This is a genomic window from Propioniferax innocua, from assembly GCF_006716235.1.
GTDB classification, from domain to species: Bacteria; Actinomycetota; Actinomycetes; order Propionibacteriales; family Propionibacteriaceae; genus Propioniferax; species Propioniferax innocua.
The window spans coordinates 1,166,405-1,183,757 of the sequence record NZ_VFOR01000001.1 but is presented as its reverse complement, the minus strand read 5'-3'; the positions used below and the strand labels follow the sequence as shown (position 1 = coordinate 1,183,757).

General features: G+C 64.5%; 13 protein-coding genes. 6 read left to right on the top strand and 7 right to left on the bottom strand.

All coding sequences use genetic code 11. From position 1 onward, the window contains the following. Positions 1-104: 104 nt before the first annotated feature. Positions 105-1,052 carry a C40 family peptidase gene (locus tag FB460_RS13155; RefSeq protein ID WP_142093064.1) on the bottom strand — a complete coding sequence of 316 codons (948 nt, stop codon included), beginning with the start codon at positions 1,050-1,052 and terminating at the stop codon, positions 105-107. A gap of 477 nt (positions 1,053-1,529) precedes the next feature. Here FB460_RS13155 and rplJ point away from each other — a divergent pair, with 477 nt between their 5' ends. The 6 genes from rplJ to FB460_RS05555 all read left to right on the top strand — a co-directional run bounded on the left by rplJ (position 1,530) and on the right by FB460_RS05555 (position 11,563). Beyond that, on the top strand, positions 1,530-2,126 hold the full coding sequence (rplJ, locus tag FB460_RS05580) for a 50S ribosomal protein L10 (RefSeq protein WP_142093063.1): 597 nt from the start codon (positions 1,530-1,532) through the stop codon (positions 2,124-2,126). A gap of 66 nt (positions 2,127-2,192) precedes the next feature. Next, positions 2,193-2,591: a 50S ribosomal protein L7/L12 gene (gene rplL / locus FB460_RS05575; protein WP_142093062.1), complete on the top strand. Its 399-nt coding sequence runs from the start codon at positions 2,193-2,195 to the stop codon at positions 2,589-2,591. Between the two features lie 232 nt (positions 2,592-2,823). Next, positions 2,824-3,078 (top strand): DUF6457 domain-containing protein, encoded by a 255-nt coding sequence (locus FB460_RS05570; RefSeq protein WP_211345841.1) that lies wholly within the window; start codon positions 2,824-2,826, stop codon positions 3,076-3,078. Then, entirely contained in the window at positions 3,078-3,959 is an 882-nt protein-coding gene (locus FB460_RS05565; protein ID WP_142093061.1) for a helix-turn-helix transcriptional regulator, read from the top strand. The genes FB460_RS05570 and FB460_RS05565 overlap by 1 nt, the downstream gene beginning before the upstream one ends. Before the next feature lie 214 nt (positions 3,960-4,173). After that, entirely contained in the window at positions 4,174-7,653 is a 3,480-nt protein-coding gene (rpoB, locus tag FB460_RS05560; protein ID WP_142093060.1) for a DNA-directed RNA polymerase subunit beta, read from the top strand. 58 nt (positions 7,654-7,711) lie between these two features. After that, complete coding sequence (locus FB460_RS05555) at positions 7,712-11,563, top strand: DNA-directed RNA polymerase subunit beta' (protein WP_142093059.1); 3,852 nt, start codon at positions 7,712-7,714, stop codon at positions 11,561-11,563. Between the two features lie 134 nt (positions 11,564-11,697). On the opposite strand, the gene FB460_RS05550 is transcribed toward FB460_RS05555, so the two are convergent. Genes FB460_RS05550 through FB460_RS05525 form a run of 6 tightly spaced genes read right to left on the bottom strand, consistent with a single transcriptional unit; the run spans position 11,698 to position 17,132 of the window. Continuing rightward, the gene (locus FB460_RS05550) at positions 11,698-12,933 is read right to left on the bottom strand and encodes an NAD(P)/FAD-dependent oxidoreductase (protein ID WP_142093058.1); all 1,236 of its coding nucleotides are present in this window, start codon (positions 12,931-12,933) and stop codon (positions 11,698-11,700) included. After that, positions 12,930-13,289, bottom strand: a complete 360-nt coding sequence (locus tag FB460_RS05545; RefSeq protein WP_142093057.1) for a bifunctional 3-phenylpropionate/cinnamic acid dioxygenase ferredoxin subunit — start codon at positions 13,287-13,289, stop codon at positions 12,930-12,932. The genes FB460_RS05550 and FB460_RS05545 overlap by 4 nt, the downstream gene beginning before the upstream one ends. A gap of 47 nt (positions 13,290-13,336) precedes the next feature. After that, the gene (locus FB460_RS05540) at positions 13,337-14,098 is read right to left on the bottom strand and encodes an antibiotic biosynthesis monooxygenase (RefSeq protein ID WP_142093056.1); all 762 of its coding nucleotides are present in this window, start codon (positions 14,096-14,098) and stop codon (positions 13,337-13,339) included. Next, positions 14,095-15,210, bottom strand: a complete 1,116-nt coding sequence (locus FB460_RS05535; protein ID WP_142093055.1) for a VOC family protein — start codon at positions 15,208-15,210, stop codon at positions 14,095-14,097. Before FB460_RS05535 ends, FB460_RS05540 begins: the two co-directional genes overlap by 4 nt. 41 nt (positions 15,211-15,251) lie before the next feature. Next, positions 15,252-15,800 (bottom strand): aromatic-ring-hydroxylating dioxygenase subunit beta, encoded by a 549-nt coding sequence (locus FB460_RS05530; RefSeq protein WP_142093054.1) that lies wholly within the window; start codon positions 15,798-15,800, stop codon positions 15,252-15,254. Between the two features lie 18 nt (positions 15,801-15,818). Continuing rightward, the gene (locus FB460_RS05525; RefSeq protein ID WP_142093053.1) at positions 15,819-17,132 is read right to left on the bottom strand and encodes an aromatic ring-hydroxylating oxygenase subunit alpha; all 1,314 of its coding nucleotides are present in this window, start codon (positions 17,130-17,132) and stop codon (positions 15,819-15,821) included. Between the last annotated feature and the right edge of the window lie 221 nt (positions 17,133-17,353).

Genomic DNA, 17,353 nt, shown 5'->3' with positions numbered 1-17,353 from the left:
ATGGCGAGGGAGCCGGTTCCCGTGAGGGAGTTCCACCGCCTTGGACCGGGAACGGCGGTGGCCCCGGCGAGTCACGCCGGGGCCACCACCATGGACTCGGACGATCAGAGGTAGCGGACGACCGAGTGAATGGGCATTTCATCCACCGAGGCGTACTCGACGGGGACGCCGGGACGAGAGGCATGAATGATCTGCCCGTCGCCGACGTAGATGCCCACGTGCGATGCGCCGCTGTAGTAGATGACCAGGTCGCCAGGCTGCATGTCCGACTGCGAGACCTGCTGGCCGCCGGTCGCCTGATCCTGCGACATACGGGGGATGTCGACGCCGGCAGCGCCGAGAGCAGCCTGGGTCAGGCCCGAGCAGTCCCATGTGTCGGGGCCGGTTCCGCCGTAGCCGTAGGAATCGCCGAGCTGTTCCTCGGCGAAGGCGATGGCTGCCTGGGCGTCGCCGGAGGCGTTCTGTGAGGAACCGCCGCCCGAAGCGGTGGTGGTGTTGCCGGCGTCATCCGAGCCGGAGTCATCCGAACCGTCGGCGGAGCCGCCGAGGTGGCCGTTCTCCGCAAGGGAGCCCCAGGTGAGTTCGGCCACGACGCCGGTGGTCGGAATACCGTTCTCGGCCTGGTAAGCCTTGACGGCATTCTGGGTCATGGGCCCGAACCAACCGGTGTCGGGCAGCGGATGTCCGGCGTCATCGAGCGCACGCTGCAGCACGGCGACGTCATCGTTCTCATCGTCGAAACGCAGCACGGGGCGTTCCTCGGACGAATCGTCGCCATGGGACGCCGAGGCCGACGAAGCAGCGGGAGTACTGGAGCTGCTGCCCCCGCCCCCGGCCATGGCGGCAGCCGGAGTGGCTCCTCCGAAGCCGAGCGAAGCAGTGAGGGCGACGCCGGCGGCCACGGCGCCCGCGGCGCGGGTCACGCCCAACGCCGTCACCGTGTTCGGCGGGTTGATGGCGCGGCGCGGTTGGCCCGTACAACGGATCGGCGCGGCGTCGATGGCTCGGCGAGGGCCGACCACGGCGTGGCGTGCGATGTCGTTCTGATGCATCAGGGATACCCCTTTCTCGTAGATCACACGGGAGTGGTGATCTCGTAGTGCCGGTGACGCAAACCGGCTTTGGCGTGCCGGCCTCACGACCGGCGCGGTCACGTTATGTGTTCGTTACCAATGTTGCAAATCCGTTACCTGCCGGGAAGTCATCGTTGCGGCGGCGGTTTGGTGTTGCGCAAGCCGTGCCGTAAGGTGTCTGTCACCGAAGACCGCTGGTGGACCGGGAGACCGGTTCGAAGTTGTGTGCGAGGTCTTGGCTCAGTCTTCACTCACGAAGGTGAAGAGCGTCAATGTCCTCGGGCTCAGGCCCGCGTAGGTGTGTGTGACAGCTCCCGTGCCATCCCGGAATTTTTCCGGTGTGCCATGAAGAAGAGTCCCGTCCCGTGCGCCTGTGCGTGCGGGATTTTTGTTTCCCGCGGTCGGAGGTCTGACGCCCAATCGGGCGTCGGTTCACGAAGTGGGAAGGAGAGACCCATGGCGAATGCCGAGAAGGTCGCCGCGGTCGCGGAGCTGAAGGAGAAGTTCTCCAGCGCCGATGCCGTCGTGTTGACCAATTATCGCGGTCTGTCCGTGGCGGGGCTGCAGGAACTGCGTCGTGGCCTCGGATCGGATGCGACCTACGCCGTGGCGAAGAACACTCTGACCCTGATCGCTGCTCGCGAAGCCGGTATCGAGGGGCTGGAAGACCAGCTCGTCGGCCCCACCGCGTTGGCGTTCATCAACGGTGATGTTGTCACCGTTGCCAAGGGCCTGAAGAACTTCGCCAAGGACAACCCGCTTCTGGAGATCAAGGGCGGTGTCATGGATGGTCGCATCCTCGACGCCGACACCGTGAAGAAGCTCGCCGACCTCGAGTCGCGTGAGGTGCTGCTGGGCAAGCTTGCCGGTGGCATGAAGGCCAATCTCAACAAGGCTGCCTTCGCCTTCAACGCTCCCGCCTCGAAGCTCGCCCGTGCCCTGGGCGCGCTGCAGACCGCAGCCGAGGCGGACCCGTCCAAGATCGGTGGCGCCGGTGGTGCCGCTGACCAGAAGCCCGCAGACGACGCAGCGTCCGCTGCGGAGGAGAACTGACCCGTACCGGGTCGAATCGACGATCCCGCAGCCGGTGGCTGCACCACATACGAAAGGACGCCCATCATGGCGAAGCTCACCAACGAAGAGCTGCTTGACGCTTTCAAGGAAATGACCCTCATCGAACTCTCCGAGTTCGTGAAGCTGTTCGAAGAGACCTTCGACGTCACCGCTGCTGCCCCGGTTGCCGTGGCTGCTGCCGGTGCTGCCCCTGCCGCCGGCGGCGAGGGTGGCGGCGAGGCCGCCGAGGAGAAGGATGAGTTCGACGTCGTCCTCGAATCGGCCGGCGACAAGAAGATCGCCGTCATCAAGGAGGTGCGCGGCATCACCTCGCTCGGCCTCAAGGAGGCCAAGGAGCTGGTCGAGGGCGCGCCCAAGCCCGTCCTCGAGGGTGCCAAGAAGGAAGATGCGGAGAAGGCCAAGGAGGCCCTCGAGGCCGCTGGTGCTTCGGTCAGCCTGAAGTGATCATGGCCCTTGCCTGATCGGGGCCAAATCCCTGGCTCCGACGGTCCGACGTCGAGGCGAGCCCTTCCGGGCTCGCCTCGACGTGTTTCGCCGCTCGTGTTCTGGCCCGTGACCCGCGTCGCACATGGGGCAGATGAGCGGGCTCGGGCCAGATCCGGCCAACCGGGGGAGTTTTGTGACAAAAAATGCTACGTTATGTGTTCGAGTGGCAGATGGAAGTGATGGTGGAGGCGTGTCCCGACAGGTGACGAGGGAAGAGGCGGAAGACCCTGAACTCTGGGACGCCTGGGTCGCGAGCGCGTGTGACGAGGTCGGTGTGGACAGCTCCATCGTGAACGTGGAGTTGGTGCACCGCTTCGCCAAGACTGTCGCTGGGACCGGCATGCGGCCTATGGTTCCGGTGGGAGCATTTCTGCTGGGCTGTGCCGTGGCCGCCGGTGCGGATGTCGAGGATGCTGCACGTCGTCTCGAAGGCCTTGATTACTGATGAATTCTGAGGGGAAGCCCGCGAGTGACGCGGTCGCACGAGTGATAATCGATGCCCACAAGATGGACTTCTACTCGCCGGAGGAATACGAATCGGAGCCCTATGCTGCAGCTGATGCGCAGGATGCTGTGTCGTCACCGGTGACGACGGAGCCTGTCGAGCAGGATGAGGCGTCCGATGGCCAGGATGAGGCGTCCGGCGGCATTGCGCCGACGTCGAAACCCGATGGCGGGCCGCTCCCTGTGGATCGCGGGCTGATCCTGGCGGCCCAGCCGCCCAAGGCCAAGGAGATCGTGGCGACTCTCGAGCAGTCGGGCGGGATGAACATCGCAGACCTCGCCGCAGACCTCGAGGTGCATGCGAACACGGTGCGCGCCCATGTGGATGACCTGTTGGCTGCCGGATTGATAAAACGACGCCCCAGGCGCAGCGGTGGCAGAGGGCGTCCGCAGTGGATCTACAGCGCGGTCGGCAAGGGGACCAATCATGAGGACCTCATGCGCATGCTGTCGGCCTATGTCCGGGACCGTGCTGAAGACCCGGTGGCGGAGGCGCGCCATATCGGTCACACCTACTTCGAGCCCCTGGGTGAGGATGGTGAGGGGCTCGAGGAGTCCCGGGACCTGCGGGCCAGCGTCCGGGAAAAGTTCGTCGAGCAGGGGTTCTCGCCAGAGGCCAGCGCCGAAGGGGTCCATCTGCTGACCTGTCCGGTGTTGGACGCCGCGCGCGAGAACCCGGAGGTCGTGTGCAGCATGCATCTCGGGATGACCCAGCGGCTCTGGACTGCGCTCGGAGGAGACGGCGAGGTTGGGTTGAGCCCCTTCGCGGGCCCCGGATGGTGTTCGGTGCGGTTTCCCCGCAGTGAGGGCGATCAGGGCTGAGCCGCGGGAGCGGCGGGCCGCCCGGATGCTGCGACGCGCCGTGCCGGGTCGATACGGCGTCGACGGGCGAAGTCGTCGCTATACTCTTCGCTGCTTGCATCCTCTGGGGTTTCCGGTGTAGCGTGGCATCTTGCCCCATGTCGTGACCCGTCCCGCGCTTGACGCGGGCCGCTTGTCATGCCAGAACAAGCGAGTTCTTGGAAGGACCAAGCTGTTGGCCGCCTCGCGCACTGCTTTGAAGAATACGAACGTCATCTCGCCCACGGGCCGGATTTCCTTCGCGAAGATCTCCGAGCCTCTTGAGGTTCCGGACCTGCTGGACCTGCAGGTCGATTCGTTCGACTGGCTGATCGGTAGCCAGGTCTGGCGTGACCGGGTCGAGCAGGCCCTCGAAGCCGGACGAACCGATGTGAACACCAAATCGGGTCTCGAAGAGATCTTCGAGGAGATCTCGCCGATCGAGAACCAGCTCCACAACAGCATGTCGCTGTCGTTCAGCAACCATCGCTTCGAGGAGCCGAAGTTCACCGTCGATGAGTGCAAGGAACGCGACGTCACGTATGCGGCCCCGCTGTTCGTCACCGCGGAGTTCATGAACAATGAGACCGGCGAGATCAAGTCGCAGACGGTGTTCATGGGCGACTTCCCGCTGATGACCGCGCAGGGAACCTTCGTCATCAACGGTACCGAGCGCGTCGTGGTGTCCCAGCTTGTTCGCTCACCCGGCGTCTACTTCGAGCGCACTCCCGACAAGACGTCCGACAAGGACATCTACACCTGCAAGGTGATCCCCTCGCGTGGGGCCTGGCTGGAGTTCGAGGTCGACAAGCGCGACACCGTCGGTGTGCGTCTGGACCGCAAGCGCAAGCAGAACGTCACCGTGCTGCTCAAGGCCCTCGGCTGGACCAACGAGCAGATCCTCGAGGAGTTCGGCGAGTTCGAGTCCATGCGTCAGACGCTGGAGAAGGACACCACAACCGGCCAAGACGACGCGCTGCTCGACATCTACCGCAAGCTTCGCCCGGGAGATCCGCCGAACCGTGAAGCCGCGCAGACGCTGATCGAGAATTACTACTTCAATCCGAAGCGGTACGACCTCGCCAAGGTCGGGCGCTACAAGATCAACAAGAAGCTCGGTACCACCGAGGCCTTCGACCAGCAGGTGCTGACGATCGACGACATCGTCGCCGCCATCAAGTACGTGGTGAGCCTCCATGAGGGGCGCACCGAGATGAATGATGACGTCCTCGTCGAGCTCGACGACATCGACCACTTCGGCAACCGTCGTCTGCGCACGGTGGGCGAGCTGATCCAAAACCAGCTCCGCACCGGCCTGGGGCGCATGGAGCGTGTGGTTCGCGACCGCATGACGACGCAGGACATCGAGGCGATCACGCCGCAGACGCTGATCAACATTCGTCCTGTCGTGGCGGCGCTGCGTGAATTCTTCGGCACCTCCCAGCTTTCGCAGTTCATGGATCAGACCAACCCCGTCGCCGGTTTGACGCACAAGCGTCGTCTCTCGGCGCTCGGCCCGGGTGGTCTGTCGCGTGACCGTGCCGGTATGGAAGTCCGAGACGTCCACCCCTCCCACTACGGCCGTATGTGTCCGATCGAGACCCCTGAGGGTCCGAACATCGGCCTCATCGGTTCGCTCGCGTCCTTCGGTCGCGTCAACGCGTTCGGCTTCATCGAGACGCCGTACCGTCGCGTCGAGAATGGCTACGTCACCGACAACATCGATTACCTCACCGCAGATGAGGAGGATCGCTACGTCATCGCCCAGGCCAACGCCAAGTTGAACGACGACATGTCGTTCGCTGAGGACCGCGTCCTGGTCCGCAAGCGTGAGGGAGACGTCGACACGATCCCCAAGGAAGAGGTCCAGTACATGGACGTCTCGCCGCGCCAGATGGTGTCGGTCGCGACGGCCATGATCCCCTTCCTCGAGCACGACGACGCCTCACGTGCGCTCATGGGCGCCAACATGCAGCGTCAGGCCGTTCCCCTCGTCCGTGCCGAGGCCCCCTTCGTGGGCACCGGCATGGAGTATCGCGGCGCGGTCGACGCCGGCGACGTCACGGTGGCCGCCAAGGCCGGTGTGGTCAGCCAGGTGACCGGCGACATGATCGATGTGACCTGTGACGACGGCACCTACCAGACCTACCGCCTGGCCAAGTTCCGTCGCGCCAATCAGGGCACCTGCACCAACCAGCGTCCGCTGGTCTCTGTCGGCGATCGCGTCGTCCCCGGCACTCCGCTGGCCGACGGGCCCTGCACCGACGGTGCCGAGATGGCGCTGGGGCGCAACCTGCTGGTGGCGTTCATGCCTTGGGAGGGCTACAACTTCGAGGATGCGATCATCCTTTCGCAGCGCATCGTCCAGGACGACGTGCTGACCTCGATCCATATCGAGGAGCACGAGGTGGACGCCCGCGACACCAAGCTGGGGGCCGAGGAGATCACGCGGGACATCCCGAATGTCTCCGAGGAGGCCCTCTCCAATCTCGATGAGCGCGGCATCATCCGCATCGGCGCCGAGGTCGGTACCGGGGATGTGCTCGTGGGCAAGGTCACGCCCAAGGGTGAGACCGAGCTGACCCCGGAGGAGCGTCTGCTGCGCGCCATCTTCGGCGAGAAGGCACGTGAGGTCCGCGACACCTCGATGAAGGTGCCGCACGGTGAGTCCGGAACGGTCATCGGCGTGCGCGTCTTCGACCGGGATGAGGGCGATGAGCTCTCGCCGGGTGTCAACCAGATGGTTCGCGTCTACGTCGCCCAGAAGCGCAAGATCTCCGACGGCGACAAGCTCGCCGGACGCCACGGCAACAAGGGCGTCATCGCCAAGATCCTGCCGGTGGAGGACATGCCGTTCCTGCCGGACGGCACTCCGGTGGACATCGTGCTCAACCCGCTCGGTGTTCCCTCGCGAATGAACATCGGGCAGGTGCTCGAGCTGCACTTCGGCTGGATCGCCAAGACCGGTTGGGACATCACCGAGGTCGACGAACCGTGGGCCGAGCGCATGCGTGAGGTCGGTCTCGGCTACGTCGAGGGCAACCAGCGTCTCGCGACGCCGGTGTTCGACGGCGCCAACCCCGAGGAGATCCAGGGGCTGCTCGAACATGGCCTTCCGAACCGTGACGGCATGCAGATGGTCGATGGTCAGGGCAAGGCACAGCTGTTCGACGGGCGTTCAGGCGAGCCCTACCCCGACCCGATCGGTGTGGGCTACATGTACATGCTGAAGCTGCACCACTTGGTGGACGACAAGATCCACGCGCGCTCCACCGGCCCGTACTCCATGATCACCCAGCAGCCGCTCGGCGGTAAGGCCCAGTTCGGTGGCCAGCGCTTCGGTGAGATGGAGGTGTGGGCCCTCGAGGCCTACGGTGCCGCGTGGGCGCTTCAGGAGCTGCTGACGATCAAGTCCGATGACGTGCAGGGTCGCGTCAAGGTGTATGAGGCGATCGTCAAGGGCGAGAACATCCCCGAGCCGGGCATCCCCGAGTCGTTCAAGGTGCTTGTCAAGGAGATGAAGTCCTTGTGCCTGAACGTCGAGGTGCTCAGCTCCGACGGATCGCTCGTCGAGCTCCGTGAGAGTGACGAGGAGAACTTCCGGGCGACCGAGGAGTTCGGTATCGACCTGTCGCGTCGCCCCGGCGAGGGCTTCGCCGGCGTCGAAGAAGTTTGATCGCGCAGAGCGTCAAACCCTCCACATACTTCATTCAACGAAGGATTAGGTAACAAACGTGCTCGACGTGAACTTCTTCGACGAACTACGCATCGGCCTGGCCACCGCGGACGAGATCCGCGGTTGGTCCCACGGCGAGGTGAAGAAGCCCGAGACCATCAACTACCGCACTCTCAAGCCCGAGCGTGACGGCCTGTTCTGCGAGAAGATCTTCGGCCCCACCCGCGACTGGGAGTGCTACTGCGGCAAGTACAAGCGTGTCCGCTTCAAGGGCATCATCTGTGAACGCTGTGGCGTCGAGGTGACCCGTGCCAGCGTGCGTCGTGAACGGATGGGCCACATCGAGCTGGCTGCTCCGGTCACACACATCTGGTACTTCAAGGGCGTTCCCTCGCGTCTGGGCTATCTGCTCGACATCGCGCCGAAGGACCTCGAAAAGGTCATCTACTTCGCCGCGTACATGATCACCGCCGTGGACGAGGATGCTCGTCACCGCGATCTGTCCTCGCTCGAGGGCAAGGTGGATGTCGAGCGTCAGCAGCGTGCCGCTCAGCGCGACAACGACCTCGCCAAGCGGATGAAGAAGCTCGAGGAGGATCTCGCCGAGCTTGAGGAGGCGGGCGCCGACGAGAACAAGAAGAAGAAGGTCAAGGACGCCGCCGAGAAGGAGCTCAAGCACCTTCGGGATGGCGCCAAGAAGGAACTTGACCGTCTCGACGCCGCCTGGAACCGCTTCAAGTCGCTCAAGGTCCAGGACCTTGAAGGTGACGAGATCCTCTACCGCGAGATGGTCAGGCGCTTCGGCAAGTACTTCGAGGGCTACCGCGGCGCGGAGGCCATCCAGAAGCGTCTGCAGACCTTCGACCTGCAGGCCGAGGCTGAGAATCTGCGCAACACCATCCGCAACGGCAAGGGGCAGCGCAAGACCCGCGCGCTCAAGCGTCTGAAGGTCGTCTCGGCCTTCCTCGCCGCCGACAACAGCCCGGTGGGCATGGTGCTGGACTGCGTGCCGGTCATCCCGCCGGATCTGCGTCCGATGGTGCAGCTCGATGGTGGTCGTTTTGCGACCTCCGACCTCAACGATCTGTACCGCCGCGTGATCAACCGCAACAACCGCCTCAAGCGTCTGCTCGACCTCGGTGCGCCCGAGATCATCGTCGACAACGAGAAGCGCATGTTGCAGGAGGCCGTGGACTCGTTGTTCGACAACGGCCGTCGTGGCCGACCGGTCTCCGGTCCGGGCAACCGCCCGTTGAAGTCGATCTCCGACATGCTCAAGGGCAAGCAGGGGCGTTTCCGTCAGAACCTGCTCGGCAAGCGTGTGGACTACTCCGGTCGTTCGGTGATCGTGGCTGGGCCACAGCTCAAGCTGCACCAGTGCGGTCTGCCCAAGGCCATGGCTCTGGAGCTGTTCAAGCCTTTCGTCATGAAGCGTCTGGACGACCTCAACCACGCGCAGAACATCAAGTCGGCCAAGCGCATGGTCGACCGCCAGCGGCCTGTGGTGTGGGACGTCCTCGAAGAGGTCATCGCCGAACATCCGGTTCTGCTGAACCGTGCACCGACGCTGCACCGCCTCGGTATCCAGGCCTTCGAGCCGCAGCTCATCGAGGGCAAGGCCATCCAGCTCCATCCGCTGGTGTGTGCGGCCTTCAACGCCGACTTCGACGGTGACCAGATGGCTGTGCACCTGCCGCTGTCGGCGGAGGCCCAGGCCGAGGCCCGCGTGCTGATGCTGTCGACCAACAACATCCTGAAGCCGGCGGATGGCCGTCCGGTGACCATTCCCTCGCAGGAGATGATCATCGGTGGCTACTTCCTGACCCAGCAGATCGATGGTGCCAAGGGTGAGGGTCGCGCGTTCAGCTCGCTCAGTGAAGCGATCATGGCGTTCGACCGCCATGAGATCGAGATGGGCGCCAAGATCCGGCTGCGGCTCACCGGCGTGGTGCCGCCGAAGGGCCACGAGCTTCGTGCCGACGGATCCTTGACCTTGGAGACGACCCTGGGCAAGGCCCTGTTCAACGAGACGCTCCCGGTCGATTACCCGTACGTCACCGAGCGTGTGGGCAAGAAGCAGATCGGTCGTATCGTCAACAACCTGGCCGAGCGTTACTCCAATGCCCAGGTCGCTGCGACGCTCGATGAGCTCAAGGACCTCGGTTACCGCTGGGGCACCCGCTCGGGTGTCACCGTGTCGATCTCCGACGTTCTCGTTCCGCCGAACAAGCCGGAGATCCTCGCCTCCTACGAGTCGCGTGGCACGAAGATCGACAAGCAGTTCGAGCGTGGTCTGATCACCGAAGAGGAGCGACGTCAGGAGCTCATCGAGATCTGGACCGAAGCCACCAGCGTCCTCACCAAGGCGATGGAGGATGTCTGGGAGCCGACGAACCCGTTCGTGATGATGATCAGCTCCGGCGCCCGCGGCAACATGACGCAGATGCGTCAGATCGCCGCCATGCGAGGTCTCGTGGCCAACCCGAAGGGTGAGATCATCCCGCGTCCGATCAAGTCGAACTTCCGTGAGGGTCTCACGGTGCTCGAGTACTTCATCTCGACGCACGGTGGCCGTAAGGGACAGGCCGACACCGCTCTGCGTACCGCTGACTCCGGTTACCTGACGCGCCGTCTTGTGGACGTCTCGCAGGATGTCATCATCCGCGAGGAGGACTGTGGCACCGAGCGTGGCCTCACGAAGACCATCGCGGTGGAGGAGAACGGCGTCCTCGTTCCGAACGAGGAGAACGAGACCGCGGTCTACGCCCGGACGCTGGCTGTCGATGTGGCCGACGACAACGGCAATGTGCTCGTGGCGGCCGGCAGCGATCTCAGCGACGCCAACATCGAGATGCTGATCGAATCGGGCATCACCTCCGTCAAGGTGCGCTCGGTGTTGACCTGTGAGGCCATGACCGGCACCTGTGCCATGTGCTATGGCCGCGCGTTGGCCTCGGGGCACACCGTTGATGTCGGTGAGGCCGTGGGTATCGTCGCCGCACAGTCGATCGGTGAGCCGGGAACCCAGCTCACGATGCGTACCTTCCACACCGGTGGTGTGGCCGGTGACGACATCACGCAGGGTCTTCCCCGTGTGGTGGAGCTGTTCGAGGCCCGCCAGCCGCGCGGCAAGGCTCCGATCGCCGAGGTCGCCGGACGCATTCGTATCGATGATGAGGGCACCACCCGCAAGGTCTTCCTGATCCCCGACAACGGGGATGAGGAGATGGAGATCCCGGTCAACCGCCGTGCCCGCCTCGAGGTGTCTGATGGTGAGCACGTGCCCGTCGGTCATCGCATCACCGCCGGCACCTTGGACCCGCAGGACGTCCTGCGTGTCCTCGGCGTCCGCAAGGTCCAGGAGCATCTGGTGGCCGAGGTGCAGAAGGTGTACGGCACCCAGGGAGCTGCGATCCACGAGAAGCATCTGGAGATCATCATCCGTCAGATGCTCCGTCGTGTGACGGTCATCGAGTCGGGTGACACCTCGATGCTTCCGGGTGACTGGGCCGACCGCACCGCCTTCGAGGCCGAGAACCGCAAGGTCGTGGCCGAGGGCGGGCAGCCCGCTTCGGGTCGTCCAGTGCTCATGGGCATCACCAAGGCGTCGCTTGCCACCGAGTCGTGGCTGTCGGCTGCATCGTTCCAGGAGACCACCAAGGTCCTCACCGACGCTGCGATCCACGGTAAGTCCGATTCGCTCGTCGGCCTGAAGGAGAACGTGATCCTCGGCAAGCTCATCCCGGCCGGCACCGGCTTGGACCGTTACCGGAACATCCGCGTGGAGCCGACTGCGGAAGCGAAGGCGCAGGCGTACACCATGTCCTATGACGCGTACGACTACGACTTCGGCACCGGGACCGGCGAGTCCGTCCCGCTGGATGACTTCGATCTCGGCGAGTTCCGCTGATGACGAGTCGCTGACACCAAATGACGCCGGGCCGTCTCCCCTCAGGGGAGGCGGCCCGGCGTCGTTGGTGCTGGTTCGGCTCCACCTCTACGTGATGCCGTGTCTGCACGGCAGAACGTAGAGGTGGAACAGGCTCAGCGTGCGAGTTTCTTGAGCGGAACCGAAGAATCGGCGAGTTGGACCTGATCGACCACGATGCCGCGGTCGATGATGCGTCGTGCGGCACGGATCGTCGTTCCCGGATCGATGGCGGCAGCGCCGACCATGGTGCCGTCGGCGTCGAGACGGAACTCGGCCGAGGGCCTGCCGTTGTCAGTCCGCACCACGGGCTCACCAGCGGTCATGTCACCGATGGCCTCGACATGATGCCCGTATCGATCGGTCCACATCCAGGCGGCACCATGCCGGGGGAGGTCCCTGCCCAGGATCGATGCCGCAGCGGTCTCGCCCGAACGCATGGCAGACTCCCAATGCTCGTGTCGACGCAACAGGATGCCGTCCGCGGTGCGGATTCGGGCAGCATCACCGACGGCCCACACACGCGGATGGGTGGTCTTCTGAGCCGGATCCACGAGAATGCCGTTGTCCACGTCGAGCCCGGCGGTCGAGGCCAGCTCGGTGTTGGGGACGATGCCGACGGCGACGAGAACGACGTCGGCGGGGAACTCTCCCGCGGTGGGGTCCTCGGTGGTGACGACATATCCCTCCTCGCCGTGGGTGATGGAGGAGGTCATGCCTTCCACCACCTGCACACCATGCTCTTCGTGCATGGCATGCAGGCGGTTCGCCAGCTCGACGCCAACCGCCGCCGTCAGTGGGATCTTCACCGGGTCGATCAGTGTCACCTCACAGCCCACATCCACTGCGGTGGACGCGACCTCGGCGCCGATCAAGCCGGCACCGATGATGCACACACGCCGTCCGGCGGCGAGTTCACCGCGTAGGGCGTCGGCATCGGCTCGGGTGCGTAGAACATGCAGCCCGGGGAGGTCTCCTCCCGGGACCGGAAGCATGCGAGGGCGTCCGCCGAGAGCGAGGACGATCGCCTCAGCCTGCGTCCGACTGCCGTCGGCGCACCTCACGATGCCGGAGTCCGGGTCTATGGAGTCCACCCGATGCGGGACCACCTCCACGGCGTTCTCGGCATACCAATCCGCAGGAACGAGGCCCAGCTGTTCGGCGTCGGCCTTCCCCGCCAGATAATCCTTGCTCAGCGGGGGACGGTCGTATGGCGTGCCCTCGGGATCAATGATGGTCACCGTGCCGGTGTAGCCACTGGCGCGAAGGGACTGCGCGGTGGTGAAACCGGCCAGCCCGCCGCCGATGATCGCGACCGACTCCGGGACGCGGGCCGGTACCGCATCGCTCACTGATCGGCCTCGAGCACGGCTCCCTCGACGGGGACGCCGGGGTGCAACCAGATCTCGTCACCGCGCACCTCGACCTTGTGGGTGCGGACGGGAATCGTGGCGGGCAGGTTCATCGCCTGGCCGGTGCAGAGATTGAACTTGGCCGCGTGGATAGGGCATTCGACTTCGCAGCCCTCGACCCAGCCATCGGCGAGCGAGGCCTCCGCATGGGTGCAGGTGTCGTCGAGGGCGTAGTACTCGTCCTCGGTGAAGAACACCGCGATCGGGTTTCCTGTCCCATTGACGTCACCGGGGACGACGATGGCTTCGTCGTCGTCGATGTCACCGACGGTGGCCACCTTGATGGGCTCGGTCATGTTCTCTTCCTTCGGTTGGTGGTTACGTCACGAAATCCAGCGGGGCGTCAGCCCGCCGGCCACATGATGGCCGTGGCGTGAGCGTCAGGATCGACGGGCAGCCAACGGTCATAGTGATGCCGGAAGTCCTGATAACGGTAGAACTCCCGGGAGACGGGACCCCGTGCGGGGGTCGCCGGTTTACGGAGATTATCTCCCACGAATGCCGCAGTACGTTCACGCAGCGTCCAGTGGCGGTCGTAGCGGATCTGGTCGGTCCATACTTCGAGGAGCAGCAGGTGGCCGGGAAGGTCGATGTTCTCGAGCCACGCGTATTCCAGGCAGCCTTCCTCGCGGCGGGTGTCGAGCACCTCGGTGCGGATCTTGGCGTACATGGCGTCGGTGGCTTCCACAGCGTTTTGGATGATGACGCGGACCGGGCCGCGGGCGGGCCAGAAGATGGTACGAGCCTTCTCATCCAAGGCCTCGGGAACCCAGGTGCCATCGCGCAGCGCGAAGGGCGTCTGAGGGTAGAACTCGGTGCCGGACCGGTCGATCTCAAGGTTGCCCTCGTCGGGTTCGGCGACGAGCCGACGGATCGAAGGGAAGTCTCCCTTGCGCACGGTGTCCCACCAGGCGTCGAAGGTGTCCTCCGAGGACCACAACGCTGTCAGGGCATGGAAATCGTCACCGGGGGTGACGCTGCTGTAGAGCTCTGCAGACGCGCAGCCGGGAACGGACCGAAGCCTCGCGACTTCCTCGGGGAGCTCATCGAATCCGGCGGCATTGTCGAAGGTGTGCAGGACGCGCAGGGGGGTGATTCCGCTCATCGGGTGCCCTCCGCTTCCGGCGCCTTGGCGAAGTCGACCTCCCAGTCGGGTGCCATGTAGCGGTCCTCAGCCGGGAAGCGACGTATGACGCCCTCGAGCAGATAGCCGCCCAGCTGGTCGAAGGTGTCGAAGTAGCCGTACTCGGCAGCACCCCCGCGGAGGTCGGACCCCATGCACAGCCCGGCACCGAGCTCGGCCATGGTGGTCACCGAAAGATCCCAATCGGCCTGATCCTTCGTCAGATACGGGAACATGTGGTGGATGCCGGGGCCACGCTGGTCGGTGAACTCGCGGTTGTAATGCGAATCACCGTACTTGCACTGGATGATTTCGAAGCCGAGGTTGCCCACGAAGCCCTGCGCGGTGAAATAGCCGTGCTGCACCGGATTCTGATCTCGGTAATAGGGCGCGTCGAGGCGACCCTCTTCGGTCTGCCAGGTCTTGATGGCGAAATGCTCGATGCCCAGCACGCGGTGGTACGCGTCGCAGCTGGCCATCGTGTCGTCCACGACGACACCGAAGTGGTTGATGCCCTGCAGGGGAAGCGGCCGACGGGGCGTTCCATCGGCACTGTTGCCGCGGAGGGCCTGCCCGTTGTGGTGGACGCTGACTCCTGTGCGTTCAGGCTCGGAGGTGACCACTTCGAGCAGATAACCGCCGAGCTCGGCGCGGGTGTCCCAGAATGTACGCCGACGTGTGCCGTCCACCAGATGGGTGTGGGCACAGCCGATGCCGAGACCCGAGAAGTGAGCCTCGACATCGGCATCCGAGCCGTCGGCAAGAACGGTGAGCCAAGCGATGCCTTCACCGCGTGAGAGCCAGAACTCGTTGAACGGGGTCTCCCCACCGGTGGGCTGCACGATCTCGAAGGGAATCGATTCGGGCTTGCGCCCCATCGGTCCGGGCCCTTCGGCGTCAGCTGTGGTTCGCCCGAAGGCGGTACGGTAGGTGCCACCATTGCGCCGCCCGTGGCACACCGATTCGGTGATGCGGTCGGCTGTGACGTCCTCGACGGTCCAATCGTCGATTCCCAAGTACTTGGCGTACTGCGGAAGCGTCGCATCGAGGTCGGCGGTGACGACACCGACGGCGAGCAGCTGGGTGATGTTCACAATTCTGGCCTCTCGTGTGGAGTCGGGCTGTCTGGCAGCGGTCAGTAGAACAGGCTCAGGTTCTTGGTGAGGATGGTGGACATGTCGAACAGGATGCGACGTTCCTTGATCAGGTAACCCCACTCGGAATCCGGCGCACGCAGGATCGTGTCGGTGCGCTCGCCGGTGATGTGGTCCTGCGAACGCTGCCCGTTGGAGCGGTAGTCGAGGAAGTTCGACTTCACCGTGTAGACGCCATCGCCTTCTGCCTTGGTCACGCGGATATTGGTGATGAGGTGACGCGCGCGCGACGGTGGTGCCTCACCCCAGGCCATGTGCGTGAGCAGGCGGTCGACGCGTTGCTTGAGCTGGGTCTTGTTCTCCTCGAAATAGGCCGAGGTGCCGAACGTGGAGATGCGATCAGCGATCTCTCGCTGCAGACGCTCGAGCTGGGTCGGCGCCCAGTACAGGCAGTCCTCGTGCCAGAAATCAAGCCAAGCGGCCCATTCCCAGTCGTCCAGGATCTGGGCCTCCTCCAGTAGGAAACGGGAGATGGCGCGTTCTTCGGCCGGATCGACGTCGGCCAGCAGCTTGTTCACCTTGTCAGTCATGGCAGTTCCTCCCGGCTCTCAGTTCGCGCCCATGCGATGCTCGGCACGCTTGGCCTTCAACTCATCCCAGGAGTCGGAGGTCATCATGTCGAGGTAGTTCGAGTACATGTTGAGCGCGGCGTTGTCGGAGAACACGTGTGCGCTCGACCCGCCGGGGTAGCACTCGGCGTCCCACTCGATGGGGGCGCCGATCATCTGGTAGCTGAAGCCGGAGTCACGCGCGACCTTGCCGCGCAGCACCTGCTGCATCTCCTCCCAGTTGAGGGCATCGTCAGCCTCGAACATGCCGCCCGGGGTGAAGGTCCGCAGGACGTCCTTGCGGATCGAATCGCGGATCTCCTCGGGAGCTTCCTTCGGCACGAAGGTCCAGGCCCAGACCTCCTGCTCGTGGGGGCCACGCGGGTGGGTGACGCGGATCGTGTAGTTGCCCAGCACCATGAAGGTCGGCCAGATGTTGAGGTGGCCACGCACCTCACGGTTGTCGCCGAGGCGACGTTCGACCATGGCCGCGACCTCGGGTTCGGATTCCCACTTCTGCATGGCCTTTCCGGTGTTGGGCACCTCGGCGCCCTTCAGGCCGAACCATGCGCCGCCGTGCCCGTAGTCGGAGAAGAACTGGCGTCCCTTGGGCTCCTTGCCGCGGAGCGTGCGGTCGGCGGCGTCGGAGGCCTTGTTCAGCACCGAGGCGGCCGACACGTGGGTGATCTCGGAGTGCTGCATGTCCGAGGTGGGCTGCTCGGCCATGTACTTCCAGTTGTTCGGAAGCACCCAGCGATGGAAGGCGACAGCCTCCATGCCCTCGTCCCAGCGGTCGATGTAGCCGTCCAGGTAGTACTTGGCCGAGCCGAGGTACTCCTCGAAGGGCGGCGCGTCCTCGTCCCAGGTCCCGAACCAGAAGCCCTTGTAGTACTCGATACGGGGCACGGCGACGGCGCTGTGGTCGGCGCGGTCGAAGCTCTCGGGGTAGGCCGCTTCCTGATGGGGCACCTGGACGAGCTTGCCCTCGAGGTCGTACGACCAACCGTGGAACGAGCAGGTGAAGGCCTTGGCCGTGCCCTTGTCGAAACGGCAGATGCGCATGCCCCGGTGACGGCACTGGTTCAGGAAGGCCTTGACGCCGCCGTCCTTCTGGCGCACGACGAGGACGGGGTCCTCGCCGATGAAGTTCTGGATGAAATTGCCCTTCTTGGGGATCATCGAATCGTGGGCCAGCATGCACCATGCGCGCCTCCACACCTTCTCCAGCTCCATCTCATAAATGGCCTGGTCGTGGAAGATCTGCCCGTTGAGCTGACCGTTCTCGATGTCTACGAGATCGGTGATGTCGGTCATGGAAACTCCCTTGTTTGGACCTGTCCCTTGTTTGGACCTGTCAGCGGGCTCCTGGGTGGTCGGCCTTCATCGGCCAAGCGATTCCGACCTCAGGAGCGGCGTCAGAGAACATTTCTTGAGTGGGCACTCAAGTGGTGGTGTTCGGCACAATACATCCAAGGTTGGGCCACCTCAAGGCGGATGAGATGAACGTCGTGGGTGGGTCTGCTCGTGCAGGGCTG